At 63.7% G+C, this 22635-nt stretch carries 21 protein-coding genes; 14 read left to right on the top strand and 7 right to left on the bottom strand.

The features are described from left to right. The first annotated feature begins 234 nt into the window (after window positions 1–234). From J2W22_RS04290 to J2W22_RS04240, 11 genes are all read left to right on the top strand, one after another. The gene (locus J2W22_RS04290; protein ID WP_307117026.1) at window positions 235–1638 is read left to right on the top strand and encodes an Nramp family divalent metal transporter; all 1404 of its coding nucleotides are present in this window, start codon (window positions 235–237) and stop codon (window positions 1636–1638) included. Window positions 1639–1732: 94 nt separating this feature from the next. Next, a complete protein-coding gene (locus J2W22_RS04285; protein WP_307117025.1) occupies window positions 1733–2854 on the top strand; it encodes an NADH:flavin oxidoreductase/NADH oxidase in 1122 nt (373 codons plus the stop codon). 397 nt (window positions 2855–3251) lie between these two features. After that, window positions 3252–3797 carry a hypothetical protein gene (locus J2W22_RS04280; protein WP_307117024.1) on the top strand — a complete coding sequence of 182 codons (546 nt, stop codon included), beginning with the start codon at window positions 3252–3254 and terminating at the stop codon, window positions 3795–3797. 297 nt (window positions 3798–4094) lie between these two features. After that, the gene (locus tag J2W22_RS04275) at window positions 4095–4946 is read left to right on the top strand and encodes a sensor histidine kinase (RefSeq protein ID WP_307117023.1); all 852 of its coding nucleotides are present in this window, start codon (window positions 4095–4097) and stop codon (window positions 4944–4946) included. 186 nt (window positions 4947–5132) lie between these two features. Then, complete coding sequence (locus tag J2W22_RS04270) at window positions 5133–6554, top strand: cytochrome ubiquinol oxidase subunit I (RefSeq protein WP_307117022.1); 1422 nt, start codon at window positions 5133–5135, stop codon at window positions 6552–6554. Further along, window positions 6551–7621, top strand: coding sequence for a cytochrome d ubiquinol oxidase subunit II (gene cydB / locus J2W22_RS04265; RefSeq protein WP_307117021.1), 1071 nt, complete (start codon window positions 6551–6553; stop codon window positions 7619–7621). Before J2W22_RS04270 ends, cydB begins: the two co-directional genes overlap by 4 nt. Beyond that, the gene (gene fumC / locus J2W22_RS04260; RefSeq protein WP_307117020.1) at window positions 7618–9066 is read left to right on the top strand and encodes a class II fumarate hydratase; all 1449 of its coding nucleotides are present in this window, start codon (window positions 7618–7620) and stop codon (window positions 9064–9066) included. Before cydB ends, fumC begins: the two co-directional genes overlap by 4 nt. 30 nt (window positions 9067–9096) lie before the next feature. Continuing rightward, window positions 9097–9471, top strand: coding sequence for a cupin domain-containing protein (locus J2W22_RS04255; RefSeq protein WP_307117019.1), 375 nt, complete (start codon window positions 9097–9099; stop codon window positions 9469–9471). Beyond that, window positions 9468–10970 (top strand): malate dehydrogenase (quinone), encoded by a 1503-nt coding sequence (gene mqo, locus J2W22_RS04250; RefSeq protein ID WP_307117018.1) that lies wholly within the window; start codon window positions 9468–9470, stop codon window positions 10968–10970. Before J2W22_RS04255 ends, mqo begins: the two co-directional genes overlap by 4 nt. Further along, window positions 10963–12219, top strand: a complete 1257-nt coding sequence (locus tag J2W22_RS04245; protein WP_307117017.1) for a threonine/serine exporter family protein — start codon at window positions 10963–10965, stop codon at window positions 12217–12219. Before mqo ends, J2W22_RS04245 begins: the two co-directional genes overlap by 8 nt. 136 nt (window positions 12220–12355) lie before the next feature. After that, window positions 12356–13255 (top strand): helix-turn-helix domain-containing protein, encoded by a 900-nt coding sequence (locus tag J2W22_RS04240; protein ID WP_307117016.1) that lies wholly within the window; start codon window positions 12356–12358, stop codon window positions 13253–13255. Window positions 13256–13271: 16 nt separating this feature from the next. Here the strand turns inward: J2W22_RS04240 and J2W22_RS04235 are convergent, their stop codons facing one another. From J2W22_RS04235 to J2W22_RS04225, 3 genes are all read right to left on the bottom strand, one after another. Next, complete coding sequence (locus J2W22_RS04235) at window positions 13272–13601, bottom strand: carboxymuconolactone decarboxylase family protein (protein ID WP_307117015.1); 330 nt, start codon at window positions 13599–13601, stop codon at window positions 13272–13274. Window positions 13602–13692: 91 nt separating this feature from the next. After that, window positions 13693–14676 carry a cation diffusion facilitator family transporter gene (locus tag J2W22_RS04230; protein ID WP_307117014.1) on the bottom strand — a complete coding sequence of 328 codons (984 nt, stop codon included), beginning with the start codon at window positions 14674–14676 and terminating at the stop codon, window positions 13693–13695. Window positions 14677–14817: 141 nt separating this feature from the next. Continuing rightward, window positions 14818–15027 (bottom strand): helix-turn-helix transcriptional regulator, encoded by a 210-nt coding sequence (locus tag J2W22_RS04225; protein WP_307117013.1) that lies wholly within the window; start codon window positions 15025–15027, stop codon window positions 14818–14820. 739 nt (window positions 15028–15766) lie between these two features. Between J2W22_RS04225 and J2W22_RS04220 the strand changes: the two genes are divergently transcribed. Both J2W22_RS04220 and J2W22_RS04215 read left to right on the top strand, forming a co-directional pair. Continuing rightward, window positions 15767–16675, top strand: a complete 909-nt coding sequence (locus tag J2W22_RS04220; RefSeq protein WP_307117012.1) for an ArdC family protein — start codon at window positions 15767–15769, stop codon at window positions 16673–16675. Window positions 16676–16742: 67 nt separating this feature from the next. Further along, on the top strand, window positions 16743–17636 hold the full coding sequence (locus J2W22_RS04215; RefSeq protein WP_307117011.1) for a HEPN domain-containing protein: 894 nt from the start codon (window positions 16743–16745) through the stop codon (window positions 17634–17636). Window positions 17637–17667: 31 nt separating this feature from the next. Here the strand turns inward: J2W22_RS04215 and J2W22_RS04210 are convergent, their stop codons facing one another. The 4 genes from J2W22_RS04210 to J2W22_RS04195 form a co-directional block, all read right to left on the bottom strand. After that, entirely contained in the window at window positions 17668–18231 is a 564-nt protein-coding gene (locus tag J2W22_RS04210) for a thermonuclease family protein (RefSeq protein WP_307117010.1), read from the bottom strand. Window positions 18232–18380: 149 nt separating this feature from the next. Beyond that, entirely contained in the window at window positions 18381–18890 is a 510-nt protein-coding gene (locus J2W22_RS04205; protein ID WP_307117009.1) for a MucR family transcriptional regulator, read from the bottom strand. A gap of 104 nt (window positions 18891–18994) precedes the next feature. Beyond that, entirely contained in the window at window positions 18995–19207 is a 213-nt protein-coding gene (locus J2W22_RS04200) for a conjugal transfer protein TraD (RefSeq protein ID WP_307117008.1), read from the bottom strand. 13 nt (window positions 19208–19220) lie between these two features. After that, window positions 19221–19550 carry a conjugal transfer protein TraD gene (locus J2W22_RS04195; protein WP_307117007.1) on the bottom strand — a complete coding sequence of 110 codons (330 nt, stop codon included), beginning with the start codon at window positions 19548–19550 and terminating at the stop codon, window positions 19221–19223. A gap of 172 nt (window positions 19551–19722) precedes the next feature. Here J2W22_RS04195 and traA point away from each other — a divergent pair, with 172 nt between their 5' ends. Continuing rightward, window positions 19723–22629 carry a Ti-type conjugative transfer relaxase TraA gene (traA, locus tag J2W22_RS04190; protein ID WP_307117006.1) on the top strand — a complete coding sequence of 969 codons (2907 nt, stop codon included), beginning with the start codon at window positions 19723–19725 and terminating at the stop codon, window positions 22627–22629. Window positions 22630–22635: the final 6 nt, after the last annotated feature.

Below are 22635 nucleotides of genomic sequence, written 5' to 3'. Positions count from 1 at the left end.
GCTCAGGGCCTTTCTTTATCGAAGACATTGCCGCGTAAGGCCTGCAGTCGGAGAATCCCGACGAAGGTGCGGTGGAGTTGTCGCCAAACTAGCCGGGTCGGGCGACAATCTGGTTTTTTCTCAATGGGATGATCCTCAGCATTTAAGACCTATGGATGGTGGTGCCGGGTAACGGCGCACGGCATTTCCTTGGGGTAGTTCACGGCGATCGCCGTTTCCCTTGGAGAGTGCGAGATGCAACGAAGATCGCTGTTTCAGTCGGTTGCACCACCAAGGAAATCGAGATCTTGGACGCTTAGCCAAGCAGTTCACTCGATCCGGGTGCCGCATTGGTCTGCGCCCGCGCTTCAACCGTATCGCGCCTACCTGGGTCCGGCGCTTCTGATCAGCGTGGGTTACATGGATCCCGGCAACTGGGGGACCGATCTTCAGGCGGGCGCGCTCTACCGCTATGGCCTGCTTTGGGTCGTAGCCTTGGCTAGCGCGATGGCGATCGTGCTCCAGATTCTGGCTGCACGGTTGGGAATCGTGTCGGGCAAGAACCTCGCCGAAGCCTGCCGGGCTTGGTATCCCTCCTGGTGCCGCGTGCCCCTCTGGATCCTGTGCGAGATAGCAATCGCGGCTTGCGATCTGGCGGAGGTGCTTGGTTCGGCGGTGGCGATCAATCTGCTGTTCGGCGTGCCGTTATTCTGGGCGGTGATCATGACTGCCGCCGACGTGTTCCTACTGCTCCTTCTGCAGCGACATGGCATGCGCACGATTGAACGTGTCGTCCTGGTGCTCGTCGTGACAATCGCCGGATCGTTCTTCATCGAGCTCTTCGTGCTGCCGGGTACCCGACCGGATTTTCATGAAATCGGGACAGCCCTCGTCCATCCGACCCTGGCAACTGCCGGCATGGCGAGCGTGGCCGTGGGCATCATCGGCGCGACGGTGATGCCGCACAATCTCTATCTCCATTCAGCGCTCGTCCAGAGCCGGACAACAGAGGATGATGCTGCGTCAAAAAGGATCGCCCTGCGATGCAACGCGATCGACACGGGAATTTCGCTATCGCTAGCCTTTCTGGTGAATGCGGCGATCCTCATCCTCGCGGCGGTTGTCTTTCACGGGCGGAGCGAACTGGTCCTCGACGGGCATCGCTACGTACTTGGAGACGATACCGACTGGATCCGCGTGGCATATCTGACCTTCGCCCCCGCCGTCGGTTCGGCGCTCGCCAGTGTGATCTTTGCCGTTGCTCTCCTCGCCTCCGGCCAATCGAGCACCATAACCGGCACCATCGCCGGCCAGGTCGTGATGGAAGGCTTTATGAAATGGAGAGTCGCTCCCTGGAAGCGCCGGATCATCACCCGGGCGATGGCGATCATTCCAGCCGTCTTCGTGATCGGGCTGCGCGGGGATAGCAGCGTCAACGATCTGCTCATTCTGAGCCAGGTGGTGCTGGCGATGCAACTACCGTTCGCCATGTTTCCCCTTCTGCATTTCGTCACTGTGCGGCGTTTCGCGCCAGGCTGGGCCACGCCAAAGCTGTTGTTGGTGCTTGGTTGGGTAACGGCATTCGTCATCACCGGGTTCGACTTCATCGGTTTGCCAGGAAGCTTCGCCGACGCGGCCCGCATCCTCGGCGGAGGATAGTCGCGTGACAAACCACAGTATGATTTCGCGTCACTGCCGCGGGCCTAGACCGGAGGCCAACTTCACCACGCAGAATGCCTAGCGGGAGACTTTCATGGACCGTCCCAAGCTGTTCGAGCCGCTCCAGGTTGGATCGCTCAAGCTCGACAACCGCATCGTGATCGCGCCGATGTGCCAATATTCCGCGCAGGATGGTCAGATGACCGACTGGCACCTCATGCATCTGGGACATCTGGCCTTATCGGGCGCGGCTCTGCTGACCATCGAGGGCACCGCCGTAACTCCTGAAGGCCGCATAACGCCCTCCGACGTCGGCCTGTGGGACGACCAGACCGAAGCGGCTATGGGGCGGGTGCTCGACGCCGTACGAAGCTGGTCATCGATGCCGATCGCGATCCAGCTCTCGCACGCCGGCAGAAAGGCGTCATCTGAGGTCCCGTGGCGCGGAGGGCGGCACATCGCCCCGCACGACCCGCGCGGATGGCAAACGGTGGCGCCATCCGCGGTCCCCCTGAGCACCGGTGGGCCGACTCCCGCTGCACTCGACGCAGATGGCATGGCCCGATTGCGCGAGAGCTTCGCGCGAAGCGCGCGCCGTGCCGGGCGACTGGGCATCGATGCGGTGCAGATCCATGCTGCACATGGCTATCTGCTCCACCAGTTCCTCTCACCCTACACCAACAAGCGTGAAGACGCTTATGGCGGTTCCCTGGAGAACCGCATGCGCTTTCCCCTTGAGATTTTCGATGCCGTGCGCGCGGCTTTTCCAGAAGAGCGACCGGTGACGGTGCGGGTATCCGGGAATGATTGGATCGAGGGTGGTGCGTCCATCGACGATGCGGTCCGCTTCTCGAAGGCTCTCGAGGAACGGGGCTGCTCAGCGCTTAACGTATCCAGCGGCGGACTCGACCCAATTCAGCGCATAACCGACGGTCCCAATTATCAGGTCCCCTATGCGCGCTCGGTCAAGCAGGCGGTCTCCGTTCCGGTGGTCGCTGTGGGTCTGATCACCGAATTCGAGCAGGCAGAGGCGATCGTTGGCACGGGCGACGCCGACCTGGTGGGGATCGCGCGCGCAGCGCTCTATGATCCACGCTGGCCGTGGCATGCTGCGGCCCATCTTGGCGGGCATGTCCGCGCGCCTTCTCAATATCTGCGCTCGCAACCGCGCCAATACCGTACGCTGTTCGACTTCGACGAGTGGGCCGAGAACTGACCGATGAGTTCGAGATTTTTCTAACTACATCCGCGTAGCCTGGAAACACGCGACGGCAGAATCAATGAATATGGCGAGCCGCCCCACTGTAGGTGAGGTGGCTTTCGCGTGTCTGGTCGAATTTCCTCGAAGATGAGCCTATGCCTCGGCCTCTAAAAAGGGAGGGCATGCTACGCGGCAAGCCTATATTTGGTACAAAAGTGCTGAATTGAATGTAGATAGAGCGATGATTTTAAAAAATAAACCTTAGTATATCTGTGAGTTAAGGTCGGGCTGGCGATATCCGAAATCCGGCGATGGTGATGTGGAAAACGCATCCTCGCAGCTTCGATTTTCGATCAATTCGAGGTCGGGGTGAAGAACATTGCCAGGCCACTCATCACGGAAGGAAATCGCCATGAAGGTTCTCACCGACACCATTCTCTCGCAGTCGGCATTCTCAGCAGAAATCGACGTCCCGATCGAAAAGATCGACATCGCCGATTGGCTGTTTAACCTTCCGGAGGCCGAGTATCAGCGCTGCTGCCCGCCCGATCATATCGGCGCCGGTACTACCACTACCGACGACGGTCGTCGCATGATGATCAATGTCGAGATGATCGGCACCGGTCTGGTCATCCAGCACTATGTCGCGGAAGAAGCGACCCCGACCTATTGCCGGATGAACTCGATTTCTGACGTGTTCACCGCAGCGGGCCGTACCCAGGTCAACGTGATCTGGGAACTCAAGGCGGAAGGTATCGAGGGTGGGCGCACGCGTTACACCAACAGCGTGACCGCGCACCCGACTGATGCGTTCATGGATTTCATCGCCGCGCATAATATCAGCTATGCAGATGCCGCCAAGGCACGCCAGGACGCTGGTGGCGACCATAATCATCGCGAGACCCCGCTCTTCGCGGCCAGCATCGGCCGTCGCGCCTTGACCGCCAACAAGGCCTGAGGCCATCGGGACCGAGAAGCCGGCAAGGCGGGGTTCCTGTCTTGCCGGCCTCTCCGCGCCCATTGTGGGTGTTCCGATTCCCGATCGAGTTACGCGCTTTGCGCACGCATCGTCCCGGAACCGCAAAATCGTCCACGAATGTGGGGCGCCCTTTCTCCAATGACCGGTCGGTCCAATTCGGATTGATTTGCGAGGTGCAGGATGAACGGGAGCGTGGGTCGTTGGGCTGGGTCGCAACGCCTTGCTGCTGGCGCGCGAGAGCATGGCTGGTTTGTGGCGGGTATAGCGCTGCTTCTCATGGCCCAGCTTATCGGAAAAGGGTTCGACGACACACAGGCGAGCATCGAATTCCCATGTGCCATGCTGGCAATCAGCCTGATCGGGCTTGGCTATGCGAAGCTGGCAATCGCAGCGCGGTGCAGGCGCCATGGACCAAGCAGCGAGGATCAGGCGCACCGCGAGCGTGTCGCCATGGTCGGAGCGCTCACCGCTTCGCTAGTCGACAGTTTCAGTCGGCCCGTGGGGGTTGTGCTCGACCATGCCGAGGCTGCGGCGCGGTGGCTCGATCGGCCCCAACCCGAATGGGATGAGGTGCGCGCCTCGGTGGCGGAGATCGGCGACGCCGCCCGACGCATGGCCGTGCGCATTCATCGCACGCGTGCTTTTGTTAGCCCCCCGCAGCAGACGCGTGAGACCGTGGGTATCGCCATGATATTGAGAAATGCAACGGCCTTGCTTGGGCGCGAGCTCGCTGCCGGACGCGTCACGCTACGTTGCTCGATCGACCCGAGCCTGCCCGAAATCACCTGCGATTCCGCGCGCGTTGAACAGGCGGTGATCCATCTCATCATGAACGGCATCGAGATCCTGCGAGGACGCGATGCCGCCGCGCGCCTGCTGGAGGTCACCGCGCAGCGCGATGGCGATGATTATGTGCGGGTGGCCGTGACCCATGGCCCGGGACCGGGTGGACCGGGCGATGCGCTGGCGATCGCGATCTGCCGCGATGTAATCGAGGCGCATGGTGGCACGCTTCGGAGCACGAGCATGCCGGACAGAGGCTCGACCTTGTCCATCACTTTGCCGGCGAATGTCCAAAGGCCTGCACAATCGCGCAAGCGCGCGCGCCGATCTCCGCTCCATACCTAGAGATAATGGCCGGCCAAGCCGACCGCCGCGATCTTCTTCGCAGACAATCCCGGTCCTTCGCGACGATGTCGGAGCCGGGTTCGTCAGCCCGTCCAGATTGGAACACACGATGCGCGCAATGCTGATTGTCCTTCCGAGCTGCATTTGCCCGCTTGGCGTGATCCCGGGCTGAGCAGGAGCCAGGCGATGGATTGGACCGCGCTCTTCCTATCCCGCGTGCAGTTCGCGGCGACGATCTCCTTTCATATCATCTTTCCAGCATTCACAGTCGGGCTCGCAGCATGGCTGTGCCTCCTCGAAGCTCTCTCGCTCGCCACGGGGAAGTCGGTCTATCGTCGGCTGTTTGACTTCTGGCGCACCGTCTTCGCGGTTGCCTTCGGGCTGGGCGTCGTGTCGGGCATCGTGATGGCCTTCCAGTTTGGTACGAACTGGAGCGAGTTGTCGCGCCAAACCGGGGCGATCCAGGGGCCGCTGCTCGTCTACGAGAGCTTCACTGCCTTTGCGCTGGAGGGAAGCTTCTTCGGCGTGATGATGTTCGGCCGCAGCCGGGTGTCGCGCTGGCTCTACTTCCTTTCATGCCTGATGGTGGCCTTGGGTACTACCATGTCGTCCTTCTGGATCATGGTGAACAACAGCTGGATGCAGGCACCGCTGGGATTCTCGAGAACGGCGGACGGCGTCTTCGTGCCGACCGATTGGTTCGCGATTCTGTTCAGCCCGGTGGTGTGGGTGCGCTTCCCCCATATGTTGCTCGCGGCCTACCTCACCTCGGCCTTCTGCGTCGCCGCGACGGGCGCCTGGCACCTGTTGCGCGGCCGCTTCCAGGACGAGGCCCTTACAATGCTGCGCATGGGACTGGGTCTCGCCGCCGTGCTGGTCCCGACGCAGTTGATCTTCGGCCATCTGGTCGGCGACTATGTCCATGACCGCCAGCCGGCGAAGTTCGCCGCGATCGAGGCGCGCTGGCACGACGAGCAGCCGGCGTCCGAAGTCCTGATCGCCTGGCCCGACGAACAGGCCGGTCGCAACCGATACGCGCTGAGCATTCCCTATGCCGGCAGCCTGATCGGTTCGATGCGACTGGATTCGCGCGAAGTCGGTCTGGCCGACTGGAAGCCGCAGGATCGTCCGCCGGTCGCGATACCCTTCTTCGCCTTTCGCGTGATGGTCGGTTGTGGACTACTGATGCTCGTGCTCGCCTGGTACGGCGGCTGGCAAGTCTGGCGCGGGAAGATCGCAGGAAAGCGCTGGCTCCTACGGGCGATCTTCCTCTCATTCCCGCTCGGCTTCATCGCCACGTTGACGGGCTGGTTCGTCGCCGAGGTGGGACGCCAGCCCTGGACGGTCTATGGACAACTCCGCACCGCAGATGCGGCCACACCATTCCTGACCGCGCCGATGGTCGCCGCGACGCTTGCGCTGTTCGCGCTGGTCTATGCCGCGATCTTCGCCTTCGGCACGATTTACATCTATCGCCTGCTGCGCAGCGGGCCGATCGGCGCTCCCGAACCACGGCTCGGCGAAACCAATCCCAAGCGCCCGCTCTCAATCCTCGGCGCGAGTCCCGGCAAACAGCCGGATCCGGCGGGGCAGGAACCGCTGCGATGATCGATTTCTGGCTCGGTGTTCTGGCGCTGTCGATCTTCCTCTATGTCACGCTCGACGGCTTCGATCTCGGTGTCGGCATGTTGTTGCCGCTGGTCCGTGACGAACCGGGCCGGCGGGAGATGCTGGCCGCCGTCGCACCGGTCTGGGACGGCAACGAGACGTGGCTCGTCGTCAACGGCACTGTGTTGTTCGGCGCATTTCCGCTCGTCTACGCGACCTTGCTCTCGGCCTTCTACCTGCCGCTGATCGTCATGCTCGCCGCACTGATCCTTCGCGGTGTATCCTTCGAATACCGCGACAAGAGCGTTCGCTTTCGCGCCTTCTGGGACTGGGCCTTTATCGGGGGATCGCTAGTCGCCAGCTTCGCCCAAGGCGCGGCCGTTGGCGCGCTGGTCGTCGGGTTGCCGATCGTCGATGGCTACTATGTCGGCGGCGCCTTCGGATGGCTCTCGCCGTTCGCGCTGCTCTGCGGGCTGGGCCTGTGCTTGGGCTATATGCTGATGGGCGCGGGCTGGCTCGCCTACAAATCGCCGGGCGAAGTCCAGGCGCTGGCCTATCGCATGCTGCCGAAGCTGTTGCTGGGCGTACTGCTTTTCCTGGCCATCGCCTTCGTGTCGGCCATGCGGCTCGACCTGCCGGTGATGCGGTTGTGGAGCGCACGGCCGGTCCTCTGCATCTTCCCGGCAGCAGGTGGAGCGGCGGCGATCCTCCTGGCCTGGGCGATCCTTCGCCGCCGCAGGCTCCTGCCGTTCCTTGCCGCGATCGCTCTCTTCGCGGCAGCGTTCGGGACTCTGGCCGTGTCCTTCTATCCTTACATGATTCCGTATTCGATCACGGCGGCCCAGGCGGCGGCGCCGGCCAGTTCGCAGGCCTTTCTGTTCTGGGGCGCGGGCATCGTCATCCTGCCGCTGACCCTTGCCTACACGCTGGCGATCTACGTCGTGTTCAAGGGCAACGTGGCGGCCGGCGGCACCTATGGCGACCTGCAATCCGACCGGGCGCCCCTCCTCCCCCGCGAGCGCGCGCCATCGCGCTTCGGCCCCCTCAGCAAGGAGAGTAAGCGTTGACCAGTATCCCCGAGTTGCAGACGATCCCGATCGGTCTGGATGCGGCCGGCAGCCGCGCGGAATTCGATAGCATGGGCACGGTCCGGGTGCCGGCCGATCGCTATTGGGGTGCGCAGACCGAGCGCTCGCTCCACCATTTCAACATTGGCGACGATCGCATGCCCAAGCCGGTCTACCACGCTTATGGCGTGGTGAAGAAGGCGTGCGCACTGGTGAACGCCGCCGCCGGTCGCCTGCCCGAATGGAAGCGCGACGCGATCGTCCAGGCGGCGGACGAGGCGATCGCCGGCGAGCTCGACGATCATTTCCCGCTTTATGTCTGGCAGACCGGCTCGGGCACCCAATCTAACATGAACGTCAACGAGGTGCTCTCAAACCGGGCGATCCAGCTGCTCGGCGGCACGCTCGGCAGCCAGCATCCGGTGGGGCCGAATGACGACGTCAATATGGGTCAGTCGTCCAACGACACGTTCCCCACGGCGATGCATGTCGCCACCGTCTTTGCGATCGACGACCAGCTGATCCCCGCAGTCACCCGGCTGGTCGAGGTGATCGAGAAGAAGGCCGATGGCTGGATGGACGTGGTCAAGATCGGTCGTACCCATCTGGAGGACGCCGTGCCGCTCACCGTGGGCCAGGAATGGTATGGCTGGGCGGGGCAGATCCGCGCCTGCATCGCGGATATCGCGGCGAGCCGTGCCGGGCTCTACGAACTCGCGGTCGGCGGCACCGCAGTCGGCACCGGACTCAATGCGCCGCCGGGATTCTCGAAAGACGTTGCGGCGAAGATCGCCGAGCTGACCGGCAAGCCCTTCGTCACCGCGCCCAACAAGTTCACTGCCCAGGGCTCGCTCGACGCAATGGTGCGCGCCTCGGCCGGGCTGCGCGGTCTCGCGGTGGCGCTGATGAAGATCGCCAACGACATGCGCTGGCTCGCCTCGGGTCCGCGCTGCGGGTTCGGCGAGTTGAAGCTGCCCGATAACGAGCCCGGCTCCTCGATCATGCCGGGCAAGGTCAACCCGACCCAGTGCGAGGCGATGGTCATGATCACGATCCAGGTGCTGGGCAATGACAACGCCGTCGCCTTCGCCGGCAGCCAGGGTAATTTCGAGCTCAACGCGATGCGGCCGGTGATCATCAACAATGTGCTGCACTCGATCCGCATCCTGGCCGACGGCTGCGACCGGTTTCGGGAGTTCTCGGTCGAAGGCACCGAGATCGTGCCCGAGAAGATCGCCGGATATATCGCAGGCAGCGTGATGCTGGTCACCGCGCTCTCGCCGGTGATCGGCTACCAGAATGCCGCGCATATCGCCGAGAAGGCGATCGCCGACGACACCACGCTCAAGGAAGCGGCGCTTGCCTCGGGCAAGGTCGACGAAGCGCTTTTCGACAAGACCATCCGCCCGCTCGACATGGTCGGCCACGGCCTGGCCGGCGCATAAGAAAGAGACATCATGATCCGTTGCGTAAGAATGTGGACCGGCCCTGACGGCAACTCGCTGTTCGAGGAAGGAGAACTCGAAATCGGCGCGGGCACGCATGGCAAGGCATCGGGCCTGCCGATCCCGGTGACCGAACTCTCCTTCCAGGAGACCGGCGTCGGCGGGTTCGACTGGCATCAGGATCCGCAGCCGCAGTTCGTCATCACCCTGTCGGGCACGCTTGAGTTTGAAGTGAAGTCGGGCGCGACCTTCACGATCAATCCCGGTGACGTGCTGATCGCGCAGGACAATAGCGGCAGCGGCCATCGCTGGCGGCTGATCGGCGATCAGCCATGGCGGCGCGCCTATGCAATCTATCAGGAAGGCGCGGACCTGCGCTTCACGCCGAAGGAAGCCCAGGCATGACGATTTCTCCGAACAACGATGTCGATGTGCTGCTGATCGGCGCCGGCATCATGAGCGCTACGGTGGGCACCTTGCTGCACACGCTCGATCCCGGCCTGCGAATCGCGATGCTCGAGCGGCTGGGCGATTGCGCGCAAGAGAGCTCGATGGCGTGGAACAATGCGGGCACCGGTCATGCCGCCAATTGCGAGCTCAACTACACCCCGCAGCGCGCCGATGGCAGCATCGACATCTCCGAAGCGCTGAAGGTCAACACCGAGTTCGACATCTCGCGCCAGCTCTGGGCGCATCTGGTCGGCACGGGCGCGATCCCCGATCCGCGCGCCTTCCTGCATCCGTGCCCGCATATGAGCTTCGTCCAGGGTGAGGAGAATGTCGCGTTCCTCAAGGCGCGGCATGCGGCGATGAGCGCGCATCACTGCTATCACGGGATGGAATATAGCGAGGATCCCGCGAAGATTGCCGAATGGGCGCCACTGGTGATGGAAGGGCGCGACCCTGCCGAGAAGATCGCCGCCACCCGCATCATCACCGGAACCGATGTCGATTATGGCGCGCTGACCCATTTGCTGGTCCATCACCTCCAGGACCAGGGTATCGACCTGCGCTACAATCGCGAAGTGACTGCGATCGATCGTGCCGATGACGGCCGCTGGACCGTCACTTTCGAAGACACTTATGACGGCACCGTCCAGTCGCTTTCGGCGGGCTTCGTGTTCATCGGTGCGGGCGGCGCGGCGATCGAGCTGCTGCAGAAATCGGGCATCCCCGAAGCCAAGGGCTATGGCGGCTTCCCGGTAAGCGGCATCTGGCTGCGCTGCGACATCGATGAAGTGACCACGCGCCATCACGCCAAGGTCTATGGCAAGGCCGCCAGCGGCTCGCCGCCCATGTCCGTGCCGCATCTCGATACCCGAGTGATCGACGGCAAGACCTCTTTGCTGTTCGGCCCCTATGCCGGCTTCTCCACCAAGTTCCTGAAGCATGGATCGGAAACCGACCTGTTCGGATCGATCACGGCCGCCAACCTGCTGCCGTTGCTCGAAGTGGCGAAGGACAATGCCGGGCTGGAGGAGTATCTGATCGGCCAGGTCTTCCAAAGCCGGCATCACCAGTTCGAGATGCTGCAACAGTTCTTCCCGCAGGCGAAGCGCGGGCAGTGGCAGGAAGCGATTGCCGGTCAGCGGGTGCAGATCATCAAGCCGGACGATGGCGACGAAGGCGGCAAGCTGGTGTTCGGCACCGAGCTGGTCGCCGCCGCCGACAAGTCGCTGGTCGCTCTGCTTGGCGCGTCCCCGGGCGCCTCGACAGCGGCGGCGATTTCGGTGGAAGTGCTACATAGCTGCTTTGCCGAGCGGCTGACCGAGGCCGGCTGGCTGCCGAAGCTGCGTGCCGTCTTCCCCACCTGGGGCATCGACCTCACCAAGGACGCCGATGCCTGTCGCGCCACCCGTGCGGCGACCGCGCCGGTGCTCAAGATCGACAATATCGATGGCTGACAAGCCGGCATGGCGCATTGATTCTGCGGGACATGTGCTGCTCCGGCTGGCCCGCCTGCTTCTCGCGGCGGGGGCGGACAGCGAACATGTCCGGCAGCGGGTCGAGGCGCTCGCCGGGCGGCTGGGCTTCATGGTCCAGTTCTTCATCAGCAGCGAACGCCTTCTCCTCATGGTCGCGTCGGGTGGAATCTATCGCACCCGGGTTGGCCATGCGGTAGGCGCTATGGGCATCGACGCCGGTCGCTTATTTGCGCTCGAGGCGGTCTCCGACGCTATCGCGTCAGGCAATCTCGACGCGGACGCGGCCGACGCCCGGCTGCAAGCAATCGAACGCCAGGCATCCGCCTATCCCAGCTGGCTCGTCGTTCTCGCGGTGGCAATGACCGCAGCTGCGCTCGCGCGCTTGTTCGGCGCGACCGGACCAGTGGTTGGCGCGTCGTTCGTTGCCGGCCTGGTCAACATGCTGGTTCGCCGCTGGATGGCGGAGCGGGGCAGCGCAACCGCCGCCATCGCCGCCTCGACCGCTGCAACAAGTGGGGCAGTGGCCGTCCTTCCCCTGCATTTCCTGCACGAAGATCCATTCCTCGCGCTCGTTGCCGCCGGGATGATTCTCGTGCCTGGCGTGCCGCTGATCAACGGCGTACGGGACCTTGTCGAAGGGCATTCGTCGATCGGAGTGGCGCGGCTCGCCAATGCCCTTGTCGTCGTGCTTGCGATCTCTTCCGGCCTGGTAGTGGCGAGCATGGTCTGGGGTGTGCGATTTCCGGTCGAAATCCATTCCGAGACCCTGGCCTTGCCGCTGGATGTCGCTCTTTCCGGCCTAGCCGCGCTTGGGTTTGCGATCCTGTTCAACGCCCCGCTGCGATTGATCCCGGCGATTGTCCTGTGCGGCGCGCTTGCGCACGGCATGCGAACGATGGTGCTTAGCATGAGCGGCGATCTTGTCTTCGCCACGTTGCTCGGCGCCTTCGTCGCGGCGCTGATGGCCATGCTGCTTGCCCGAAGGCTGCGTGCGCCATGGACTGTTTTCGCCTTTCCGGGCGTCGTCGCGATGGTGCCCGGCTCCTACGCCTTTCGCGGCATGATCGGTGCACTGGATATCATGCATGCCGGGGCGAGCAGTTCGACGGCGCTGATCGGCGCGAGTCTCGCAGCGCTGGTCACGGCAGGCGTGCTGACGGGCGCCATCGGCATCGGCCTGCTGGTTGCCGCAGCCCTAGGTTCGCCCGCACCACGCCCTAAAGACTGATTGCCGAGCAAACCACGTCGCGATGACCTACCATATCGGGTGAGATTGCGCCCCCATACGGGGGCACGAGGCAGCTCCGATCTCATGGATAAGGCGGGCCTTGCGCTCACGAGCAACGGGCTGGCAGAGACCGGAAATGCGTACAAATCGCTCTCAAACTTTTCTGCGGGTACGAGACGCGGCTTCGGTAACGTTCGAGGGGCCGGGAAACTTCCCGATCGGCGCGGCACGATTGCGCTCGGAAACCAGTGGTCTCGGCATGACCGATCCGCATCTGATCGAGGATGCCTTCCTTATCAATGTCCAGTTGCGCGACTATGCTGGAGAGATCTTCCTGAATGGGCGAAAGCTGGCTTTCCACTCGCAAGGGGCCGGGCAAACCGTTTTCTTCGACTATCGGCGAAACTGGCGGGCGAACCTGCGGACCGCATTCGATTGTCTCAATTTCCATGTCGATCGGCGAGCATTCGGCTTCGCGTTGACGGATGAGGCTCCCGCAGAGGTCGAGGATCTACAATCCGCTCCAGGCGAGCCCATGGACGACGGGCAGCTATACGGGCTTGCGCTCGCGATGCGGCCAGTTTTCGATCACCCGCATGAGGCGAATCGCCTTTTCCTGGAGCATATCGGCTGGGCGCTGTGCAGCCACCTGGCCAGCCGGTATGGCATCACCACCGCGAAGCCCCGGCCCATTCGGGGCGGCCTCGCGGCGTGGCAGGAGCGACGGACCAAGGAACTGATCGAGGCGTCCCTCGACGGCAATATCTCGCTGAATATCCTGGCCGAGGAATGCGGCCTGTCGCGCGCGCACTTCGCCCGCTCGTTCCGGCAATCCACCGGTATGCCTCCGCATCAGTGGCTGCTTGAGCGGAGGGTCGACCGAGCGAGAGAGATGCTCCGCGACGAGCGCATTCCCATTTCCGAAGTCGCGATCCATTGCGGCTTCGCGGACCAGAGCCATCTCAGCAGGGTATTCAGGAAGTTTGCAGGCGTCTCTCCGCTGGCGTGGCGCAAGAGTCAGGGGCGCCGGATCTAGCCATCGGCTGCGCCGGTCAGGCATCCCGTGGGCCGAGCGTAGCGGTGGCCATCGCCGATGCCGAGATGGCGGCGGGGAAGCCCGCATAGAACGCCATATGCGTGATGACTGCGCTTAGCTCTTGTCGGGTGACCCCGTTTGCTAGAGCCTGATTGAGATGTGCCGGCATCTCTTCGAGGCCCCGCACGGCCACCAGTGCGGCGATGGTGACGAGGCTACGGTCACGCTTCGAGAGCGCGCTGTCTTCCCAGACCTTGGAGAAAAGCGGATCCTCGACATAGCCGGTCAATTCAGGCGTGAACGGGCGTGCGGCTTCGCGCGGACTTGCAAAGGGTTTGGTCGACATGGTGGGCTCCCGTGATCTTTGGTGCGATGGGCCGGAAACTCGCCGAACGGGAAGCGCCTGAACACTATACCTAGGTACCGGCACTCGGGCCTTACCAGCCACGCCGAAACTGGACGTCCTGGAACTGCTGCGCGCTCTGCGGTTTGACGAGCAGCAGCGAGACCTGCGGAACGCCGTGTTTGATCCGCTCCTCGATCGCTACGACGGCGCGCTCGATATCCTGTGTCCGGCACTCGGCACGAAAGGCGATGCTGATCGAAACGACGAGGCGCCCGGGGCCGATATGGACAGTGATCATGCCATTGGCGGCAGCCACCTCCGGCACCGTGGCCGCCAGTGCAAGAATCTTGCGTTCGGTTTCGGGCGAGGCCGATGCGCCGATGATCAGGCTGCGGCTCTCATTGGCGAGTAGCAGCGCCGTTGCCGCCATCATCAACGCGATAGCGAGCGAGGCAATCCCGTCGGCGGCAGGGAAGGCAAGCCGCGTGCTTGCCAGTGTCCCCAGCGCCGCAATGAGGATTCCCGCGAGCGATGCGAAGCTGGTGAATAGCACGGTGAGCGTCGCGCCGTCCCGTGACCGGCGCAGATACTGGACGAGACTGTGCTCGCTCGAGGTGCGAACGATCTTGCGGCAGGTGAAGAAGGCGAAGCTGCCATCGATCAGGAAGGACAGGAGGAGGACGACGAAGCTCGTCGTGCTGGGCCCGAGGGGCTGGGGAGCTGCATATTGGTGCCACCCTTCGCGCAAGGCGAAACCAGCGCCCAGCGCTAGGATCAGCATCGCGGCGATGAGATTCCAGAAAAAGGCGGAGCGGCCATAGCCGAGCTGGAAATTGCGGTCGGCCGGCCGGCGGGCAGACGCTAGGCCATATAGCAGGATCACCTCGGTCAGCACATCGAGCAGGCTGTGGACGCCCTCGGTGAAAAGCGCTGTCGCGCCGCTTTCCCGGGCAGCCGCGAATTTGAGCAGCGCGATCACCGTATCGGCAGCGAGGCCAAGGAGCACAATCGAAATGCTGGGCGAACCGCGGCGCGAATGGGGCAGAGCCTGCCCTTCCGGGGTGATGAACGTCATGGACGCAGCCTCCATGTCGCAGGCTCTACGATCGGCGCGCATGCGTTGGCAGCATACTTGGGTTTGCGTTGATTTCCCGCGCTACGGGCATGATTGCCAGCGCATCCGGTGCGACCAGCAGTTTCGCCTGAGCATTTATCCTTAGGCGTGGTCGTCCGCCGAATAGAACATCGGGTTGCGCAGCCAAGCGTTGATCGCCGACTCCCTCCAGCCGGCGCAGCGCGTGCTGATCTGGACGTTCTTGGGGAAGGTGCCGTTCTGCATCTTCCGGTACAGAGTCGATCGGCTGAGGCCAGTGCGATCGAGGACGGTCTTGATCCGGAGGATACGGTCTGGAGTGTCGGCCTGCATTGGTATCACCTTGCATTATTTGCGTCTGATTGGTGCTCCCCGGAGGGAGGCTGTGCAGGGTTGTTCATCTGGGCAAGGGGTGGTCGTGTCGGTCGCGTATATGGGCGTATCTGGGCGTCGATCTTCGTACATAAAGGCGGTTCGCGATTCTCGAGGGTCGCGTGTCAGAGCGTCTCATGCCTGCGGTGTGATCGCGCTCTACGCCGCCGCGCGGCACCGAGTCGCTGCGCGTCTCGGTCCATTCGGGTGACGATCGCTGACGTAATGGCCGGTGGAGCCGGCGAGTAGTGGAACGCGATATCTGATGGGCGTTCGCTGGCGGGCTTCCGCGAAGCCGCCAGGGTCCGCGGCGCCTCTTGCTTTCCGCGTCGCACACTCGACCCGCGCCGGAAGGCGCGGCGGCGGCTGGCGCACGGTCGCGCGCGCACGCCGCCGCGACGGCCGGCCGGATTCGAGGATGCATGTTTGATAGGCGCCTGGGGCGCTGGGCAGCGCTTCGCGCTGAGATCTGCGGACGGCGCGGATGCGCCGGCGTTGGCCTCCGGCACTCGTTCTGGCGGGTGGGCGTCGCTGCCCTGTGATCCCGCCGCGGCGTGCCGCAACCCGGGCGATGCCCGGGTCTTCCACTGCGTTGCAGCCCTGCGGGTGCGGCCCGCCTCTGCCGGCGGGACCGTCGGACCGCTCCTGCCGCCCACCCGCCATTCCGGCGCCGGTTGCGGTGGTTTGAGGAGCAGGGAAGATGGAGACGACCAGAACCAACCGCGAGAGCCTTTATAGCGAGGTGACCGCGCGGGTGATTGCCGAGCTGGAGCAGGGGCGGCTGCCTTGGGTGCAGCCGTGGGACAGCGCGGCGTGCGGCTGTACGATGCCGCATAACGCGGGAACGGGGCGGCGCTATTCGGGGATCAACATACTGATCCTCTGGGCGGCGGTCATTGAGGGCGGCTATGCCTCGCAGCGCTGGCTGACCTATCGGCAGGCCAAGGCGCTTGGTGGCAATGTCCGCAAGGGCGAGCGGGGCACCACCATCTGCTATGCCGATCGCTTCACGCCGAAGGTCGAAGCCGAGCGCGCGCAGAGCGAGGAGCGGGAGGCGCGACAGCTGGCGTTCTTGAAGCGCTTCACTGTCTTCAACATCGACCAGTGCGAGGGGCTGCCGGACAAGGTGACGGCGCTTCCTGCGATGGCAACTGAGCGCGAGGCAATCCCTTTGGCCGAGGCGGTGATTGCGGCAACCGGCGCAGACTTTCGGATTGGTGGCGGCGAGGCCTATTATTCCCCGTCGCACGACTATGTGCAGGTACCGCCGCAGGCAGCCTTTCCCGCACCGATCAACTGGTACCGCACTGCGCTGCACGAGCTGGGGCATTGGACCGGCCATGCGAGCCGTCTAGATCGCAACCTGCGCGGCAGCTTCGGCAGTGCCGACTATGCCCGCGAGGAGCTGGTCGCCGAGATGGCGAGTGCCTTTACCTGTGCATCGCTCTCTATCCAGCCAACCGTCCGGCACTCGGATTATATCGGCTTGTGGCTCGCCGTGCTGCGCGAGGACGAGAAGGCGGTCTTCCGCGCCGCGAGCGCTGCCAGCAAGGCGGCCGACTATCTGCTCGGCTTCCTTCAAGCCGAGGCGGATCAACGCCAGCAATGATCCTCGGGTTATGGACCGGATAGGCCTTGCCATCCGGTCCGAGCCTGCCACAGGTTGAGGCTGTCTTATGCGAAGCGATCTCGATCATCTGCCACAGGCCAAGCAGCGCGAGCTGGCCCATGTCGTGCGCATCCTGTTCGAGGAATTCGCCGAGATCACAGCGCGGACCACCGATCCCAAGAAGAAGGCCGCGCGGATCCTCAAGCTGGTGCTGTTCGGCTCCTATGCGCGTGGCGACTGGGTCGATGATCCGATTGGCGGCTATCATTCGGACTACGATATCCTTGTCGTCGTCAATGACGAACGGCTGACCGATGTCACCGAATATTGGGGTGCCGCCGATGACCGGCTGATGCGCGAAGTGACCATTGCCCAGACGCTCAGCGCACCGGTCAATTTCATCGTCCACACCCTCAGCGATGTGAACAAACAGCTCGAGCGCGGGCGGCCGTTCTTTGTCGATATCCTCAAGCAGGGCATCGCGCTCTACGAGGCTGAGGGGTTTGGGTTTGCGGCACCGCAGAACCTGCCGCCTGAGGAAGCGCGGACGGAGGCCCAGGAGCACTTCGATTACTGGTTCGCTCAAGCCGAGAGTGGCTTGTTAGGTGCGGATTTTTACATCGAGAAGGGCAAGGAACGCGATGCCGCTTTCCTGCTGCATCAAACGGCGGAGCGCCTTTACCACTGCACTCTGCTCGTGCTCACGCTCTACAGTCCCAAATCGCACAAGCTGAACTTCCTGCGCTCGCGCGCGGAGGATATCGCACCGTCTCTCATCGAAGCATGGCCGCGCGACGACAAGGACAGTCGCAGGCGGTTCGAGCTGCTGCGCCAAGCCTATGTGAACGCGCGCTACTCGCCGCACTACAAGATCACCGCCGAGGAACTGGCCTGGCTCGGCGAGCGGGTCGCGGTGCTGCGCGATCTGGTTCGCGTGGTATGCGAGGAGCGCCTCGCCTGATCAGGTGCCTACACCCGCCTGCCGAACGGCACTATCTCCTGAATGGCTCGCAGGCGATGCCATCACCGTCCCCGTCCATGTGAGCACCATAGCCGGGCTCTCCACGGCGCAGCGGGGCCGCGCCCGCGCGCCGAGCCTCGGCGCAATTGCGATAGCTCCAGCCGGTGACAGCAGCTTTCGGTGCTGAAACCGGTCGAGCGCGCCGAGCTGACGGCGGAGCAGAAGCGGCCTGGGGTGGCTTCGCTATTCCACAATCGGTGCCGACCAAACCGAACTGATCCCAGTCTGCCCGGTAAATCGCGTGCCCACCCGCTAGCTGCGCGCATGACAGATCGACTCCGCCCACCTGCACCCGTGCCAGCGTTCGGCCATATATGTCACGGCCCTGGCGATCGATCGACGCAGTCCCGCGCGCCAGAACTTCCAATGCTCGCTTTGATTCCAGCGGATCACCAGGAGCGCAATCGCGCCCGTCCCGGCAATGCCCCGGCAACTCCGGCGCATCGATTCCTATCAGGCGAATGAGTTCCTGATCGCAGCGGAGCGTGTCGCCGTCCACGGCGATCAACACGCAAGCGAGGACAAGGAAAGACATGCAATCAGCCTTGCGCAGCCGCGTTAAAATCGCGTTGTCGCAGGCGCGGCCGATGCTTGCTCGCCGATCGCTGGCCGAAATCTCGCAGCCTGGATCAGCCGCCTGCGACTAGCGCGCCGGGCGCACCGCGCCCGGCGCGCAGATGGTTGTTACGAAGCGCTCGTTTTCGCACGAGGCTTGCGTGCCGGAGACGAGGCCGGCGTTGCGGCCGCGCCCGACTTGGCCGCGCGGCCCTTGGCGCCAAGGCCGATCTTGTGCGCCATCGCGCGGCGCTGCTCGGAATAGCTCGGCGCGACCATCGGATAATCCGCCTTGAGGTTATACCGCGCGCGATACTCCTCGGGCGTGAGGCCGTGCGTCGAGAGATGGCGACGCAGCGTCTTGTAGGGCTTGCCGTCGATCATCGAGATGATGTGATCTTTCGAGCCGAGCGACTTCCGTACCGAGACAGCTGGCGTGTATTCGGACTCACTGCCGGCTTCATCGACTGCCTCAGTTGTGGGCGCCGCTTTTCCATCGAGTTCGATAACAGTCGCGTGCATCGTGCGCAGGAATGCAGGTACATCCTCGGCGTTCACGCGGTTATTCTGATTGCCAAGCCAGGCAATCGTGAGTTCTGCGGCAAGCTCGACGGCGTTCAGGGAGTTCTCGTCGGACATTCGCGACCCTTCCTTAGTTGGCGCAGCGCGATATCGGATTTGATAGCTGCACGCCTGGTCACCGTCCCTGTCGTATATTGGTTGGCGACGCAACCAACTCCCGGTCAACCATCTCTTTCATTGCCGAATGCGCGCTTTCCGCGCCGCCGCCATAGCACAAGTGCTTGATCGCGATCCTCGCCTTGCAAAGTCCCGGCGGCACTCGTCAGCAATCCGAAGATCACCGCGCGATCATCATCGGTCAGTTCTACCAGGCCTGCCTTTGCAACGAGGCCGCCCAGCTCGATCAGCTGCCGCGTGCGCTCACGCCGCTTCACGACCCAGGCTCGCTTATCCTGACGCGCTATCTGCGCGTACAGACGATGCCGCGCCGCCAGCGCGTGCCGAAACGACACCTGATTCCTGCGCATTCGCTCCGGCATTCTTGCGGCTGTTGCTCTGAAAGAATGCGGCGCCGCGTTTGCGCCATGCCTCCTTCGTCGGCGCGTCCTTCATCTCGACCGCAGCGAGCAGCGCGCCGGCCAGATGCTCGGGCGACAGCGTGTCCGCACCGGTAACGGTCACCAGCTCGCCAAGCTGGTGGAGCTTTTGCTGCTGCAGGTGCCTGGCCTTGTCGGCCAGTGCCTTCAGCTCGGCATCGAAATCTCGGGGTTTGCGCATGGTTCATCCTTTGCGTTGTGCGGCAAGGACGAACCAGTTACCGCTGCTCTCGATCAAGGACAACGCCCTGAAATCTCATGGGATTACCCAGTCCCGAGAAAGATGAATTCTTTCGAGGGCGCGCTTATACGTCGTGCCGACGTCGCTTCTGAAGTGTAAGTGGATTGCCGTCATGGCGATCTACCATTTCTCGGCCAAAGTCATCTCACGCGCTTCGGGCTCGTCGGCGCTGGCGTCGGCTGCCTATCGCTCGGCTTCGCGGCTGCACGACCAGCGGCTCGACCGGCACCATGACTTCTCGAACAAGGCAGGCGTCGTCCACTCCGAGGTGATGCTGCCGGACGGTGCGCCGGAGCATCTCGCCGACCGCGAAAGGCTGTGGAACGAGGTCGAGGCGGCCGAGAAGAGGATCGACGCGCAGCTGGCGCGCGAAATCGAGTTCGCGATTCCCAGGGAGATGACGAAGGAGCAGGGGATTGAGCTCGCCCGCGACTTCGTGCGCGATGAGTTTGTCGATCGGGGTATGATCGCAGATCTCAACGTGCATTGGGACATCGGCGCGGATGGCCTGGCCAAGCCGCATGCGCATGTGATGCTGACGATGCGCGAGGTCGGCGAGGACGGGTTCGGAAAGAAGAATCGCGACTGGAACCGCACCGATCTTCTGGAGAAATGGCGGGAGCGCTGGAGCGAGCACGTCAACCAACGGCTTGCCGAACTCGATATCGATGCACGGATCGATCATCGCTCTCTTGAAGCGCAGGGCATTGAGCTGGAGCCGCAGAACAAGGTCGGGCCGGCGGCGTCTCGGATGGCGGCGCAGGGGCTCGATACCGAGCGCGCCGCAGAGCATCGCGAGATCGCGCGTTCCAACGGCGCGAAGATCATTGCCGATCCGCGGATCGCGCTTGACGCGATCACCCGTACCCAGGCGACATTCACCACCCGCGACCTTGCGATGTTAGCGCATCGCCATAGCGACGGGAAGGATCAGTTCGACCAGGTGATGGCCGCGGTGCGCGGTGCGCCCGACTTGGTGGCGTTGGGCAAGGACGGACGCGGCCAGGACCGGTTCACCAGCCGTGACATGATCGAGACCGAGCAGCGGCTGGCTCGCGCCACGCAGGCGCTCGCCGAGCGCGAAACGCATCGTGTCGCTGACCGGGATCGCGAACGCGCGGTGGCTGCGGCCGAGCGACGCGGCCTGGTGCTCTCCGCAGAACAGCGATCGGCATTCGAGCATGTCACCGACGGCGACGGTCTCGGTGTGGTCGTGGGCTATGCCGGCACGGGCAAGTCGGCGATGCTCGGTGTTGCGCGCAATGCCTGGGAGCGTGCCGGCTATCAGGTCCAGGGTCTGGCGCTGTCCGGCATCGCCGCTGAGAATCTGGAGAGCGGTTCAGGGATTCAGTCGCGGACGATTGCCAGCCTGGAACATCAATGGGCGCAGGACCGCGAGCTATTGTCGCGTGACCATGTGCTGGTGATCGATGAGGCCGGCATGATCGGCTCACGGCAGATGGAGCGCGTGATCGCCGAGGCGGAGAAGCGCGGCGCCAAGGTCGTGCTGATCGGCGATCCCGAGCAGCTCCAGGCGATCGAAGCCGGCGCCGCCTTCCGATCGATTGCCGAGCGGCACGGCTCGGTTGAGATCACCGACATTCGCCGCCAGCGCGAGGATTGGCAGCGTGATGCCACCCGGTATCTCGCCACCGGCCGAAGCGGGGAGGCGCTGATCGCCTATGACGAGCATGGCCATGTTCATGCCGCTGAGACCCGCGAGCAGGCGCGTGCCGATCTGGTCGATCGCTGGGATCGCGATCGCGCCTCGGCGCCGGCCGCGACGCGGATCATCCTCACCCACACCAATGATGAGGTGCAGGCGCTCAACTTGGCCGCGCGCGAGCGAATGCGCGCTGCCGGGCAGCTCGGCGAGAACATCACGCTGCGCGCAGAGCGGGGGCAGCGGACATTCGCATCTGGTGACCGCATCATGTTCCTGAAGAACGAGCGCGGCCTAGGCGTGAAGAACGGTTCGCTTGGAATCGTGGAGAGCGTGATGACCGCCCGGATGGTGGTGATGCTCGATGATGGTCGCGCCGTCGAATTCGACCTCAAGGACTATGCGCAGATCGACCACGGCTATGCCGCGACGATCCACAAGGCCCAAGGCGTGACGGTCGATCGGGCGCATGTACTGGCAACACCAGGTCTCGACCGACACGCTGCCTATGTCGCGCTGTCGCGGCACCGCGACCATGTCGAGCTCCATTATGGTCGTGACGATTTCGCCGAACCCGCGAAGCTCGTCCGCGCGCTGTCCCGCGATCGCGCGAAGGACGTGGCTTCAGATTACACGCGCGAGTTCGCCGACCGGCGGCAGATATGGCTGCCAGAGGCGGCGATCGAGAAAACGAAACCCGGTCTGGCGCGTGATCCATTTGTCGGTCTCGACCTGCGGCCGATGGCGCCCCCGCTGACACGCGGCATGTTCGAAGGAGTGCGGATCGCAACACCGTCGCCTGCACGCAATGCGCAGCCGATTGGACTAGAAAATCCGGTGCAGCGGTTCGCCCGCGCGACTGCCGATATCATGCGGATGCGCAAGGACGGCTACACCGAGCTGCCACACCAGCGTGTCGCCTACTACAAGGCACGCGAGGCGCTGGACACTGCCCGCCCCGACGCTTCCCGAGATCTTCGCGCAGCCTTCGCGCGTGATATAAGGCTGGTCGATGAAGCGGCCCGGGGCCGGACCAACACCGCCATTCGCGCTATGATCCTCGAGGCGGAGTTGCGCGTTAGCCCTGAGCGTCGCGCCGACCGGTTTGTGGAGGACTGGCAGAAGTTGGTCAAAGCGCACCGCGCGCTTCGCCATGCCGGTGATGGGACCGGCGTCCGGGCGATCGGGCAGCAAATGAGTGCGCTCGGCAAGAGCCTCGAACGCGATGCACAAGCCGAGTCGCTAGTCAGAAAGCGGCTCCCGGCCCTCGGAATCCAGGCGAAGGAGGGGGCGTCGATATCCCACAGCATCCAAGACTGGCTCGGTCTCTCGCGTGGTCGCGGGCTCGGGCGATAGACACTT

The organism is Sphingomonas kyeonggiensis (assembly GCF_030812785.1).
Taxonomy (GTDB): Bacteria; Pseudomonadota; Alphaproteobacteria; order Sphingomonadales; family Sphingomonadaceae; genus Sphingomonas; species Sphingomonas kyeonggiensis_B.
Note: the sequence above shows the minus strand (reverse complement) of the source record. Positions and strands in the feature narration are given on the sequence as shown.

Bases quoted from the DNA above. Each gene is read 5' to 3' on its own strand.
- J2W22_RS04290 (WP_307117026.1), top strand. From the start codon at position 235: ATGCAACGAAGATCGCTGTTTCAGTCGGTTGCACCACCAAGGAAATCG.
- J2W22_RS04285 (WP_307117025.1), top strand. From the start codon at position 1,733: ATGGACCGTCCCAAGCTGTTCGAGCCGCTCCAGGTTGGATCGCTCAAG.
- J2W22_RS04280 (WP_307117024.1), top strand. From the start codon at position 3,252: ATGAAGGTTCTCACCGACACCATTCTCTCGCAGTCGGCATTCTCAGCA.
- J2W22_RS04275 (WP_307117023.1), top strand. From the start codon at position 4,095: ATGGCCCAGCTTATCGGAAAAGGGTTCGACGACACACAGGCGAGCATC.
- J2W22_RS04270 (WP_307117022.1), top strand. From the start codon at position 5,133: ATGGATTGGACCGCGCTCTTCCTATCCCGCGTGCAGTTCGCGGCGACG.
- cydB (WP_307117021.1), top strand. From the start codon at position 6,551: ATGATCGATTTCTGGCTCGGTGTTCTGGCGCTGTCGATCTTCCTCTAT.
- J2W22_RS04255 (WP_307117019.1), top strand. From the start codon at position 9,097: ATGTGGACCGGCCCTGACGGCAACTCGCTGTTCGAGGAAGGAGAACTC.
- mqo (WP_307117018.1), top strand. From the start codon at position 9,468: ATGACGATTTCTCCGAACAACGATGTCGATGTGCTGCTGATCGGCGCC.
- J2W22_RS04245 (WP_307117017.1), top strand. From the start codon at position 10,963: ATGGCTGACAAGCCGGCATGGCGCATTGATTCTGCGGGACATGTGCTG.
- J2W22_RS04240 (WP_307117016.1), top strand. From the start codon at position 12,356: ATGCGTACAAATCGCTCTCAAACTTTTCTGCGGGTACGAGACGCGGCT.
- J2W22_RS04235 (WP_307117015.1), bottom strand. From the start codon at position 13,601: ATGTCGACCAAACCCTTTGCAAGTCCGCGCGAAGCCGCACGCCCGTTC.
- J2W22_RS04230 (WP_307117014.1), bottom strand. From the start codon at position 14,676: ATGACGTTCATCACCCCGGAAGGGCAGGCTCTGCCCCATTCGCGCCGC.
- J2W22_RS04225 (WP_307117013.1), bottom strand. From the start codon at position 15,027: ATGCAGGCCGACACTCCAGACCGTATCCTCCGGATCAAGACCGTCCTC.
- J2W22_RS04220 (WP_307117012.1), top strand. From the start codon at position 15,767: ATGGAGACGACCAGAACCAACCGCGAGAGCCTTTATAGCGAGGTGACC.
- J2W22_RS04215 (WP_307117011.1), top strand. From the start codon at position 16,743: ATGCGAAGCGATCTCGATCATCTGCCACAGGCCAAGCAGCGCGAGCTG.
- J2W22_RS04210 (WP_307117010.1), bottom strand. From the start codon at position 18,231: ATGTCTTTCCTTGTCCTCGCTTGCGTGTTGATCGCCGTGGACGGCGAC.
- J2W22_RS04205 (WP_307117009.1), bottom strand. From the start codon at position 18,890: ATGTCCGACGAGAACTCCCTGAACGCCGTCGAGCTTGCCGCAGAACTC.
- J2W22_RS04195 (WP_307117007.1), bottom strand. From the start codon at position 19,550: ATGCGCAAACCCCGAGATTTCGATGCCGAGCTGAAGGCACTGGCCGAC.
- traA (WP_307117006.1), top strand. From the start codon at position 19,723: ATGGCGATCTACCATTTCTCGGCCAAAGTCATCTCACGCGCTTCGGGC.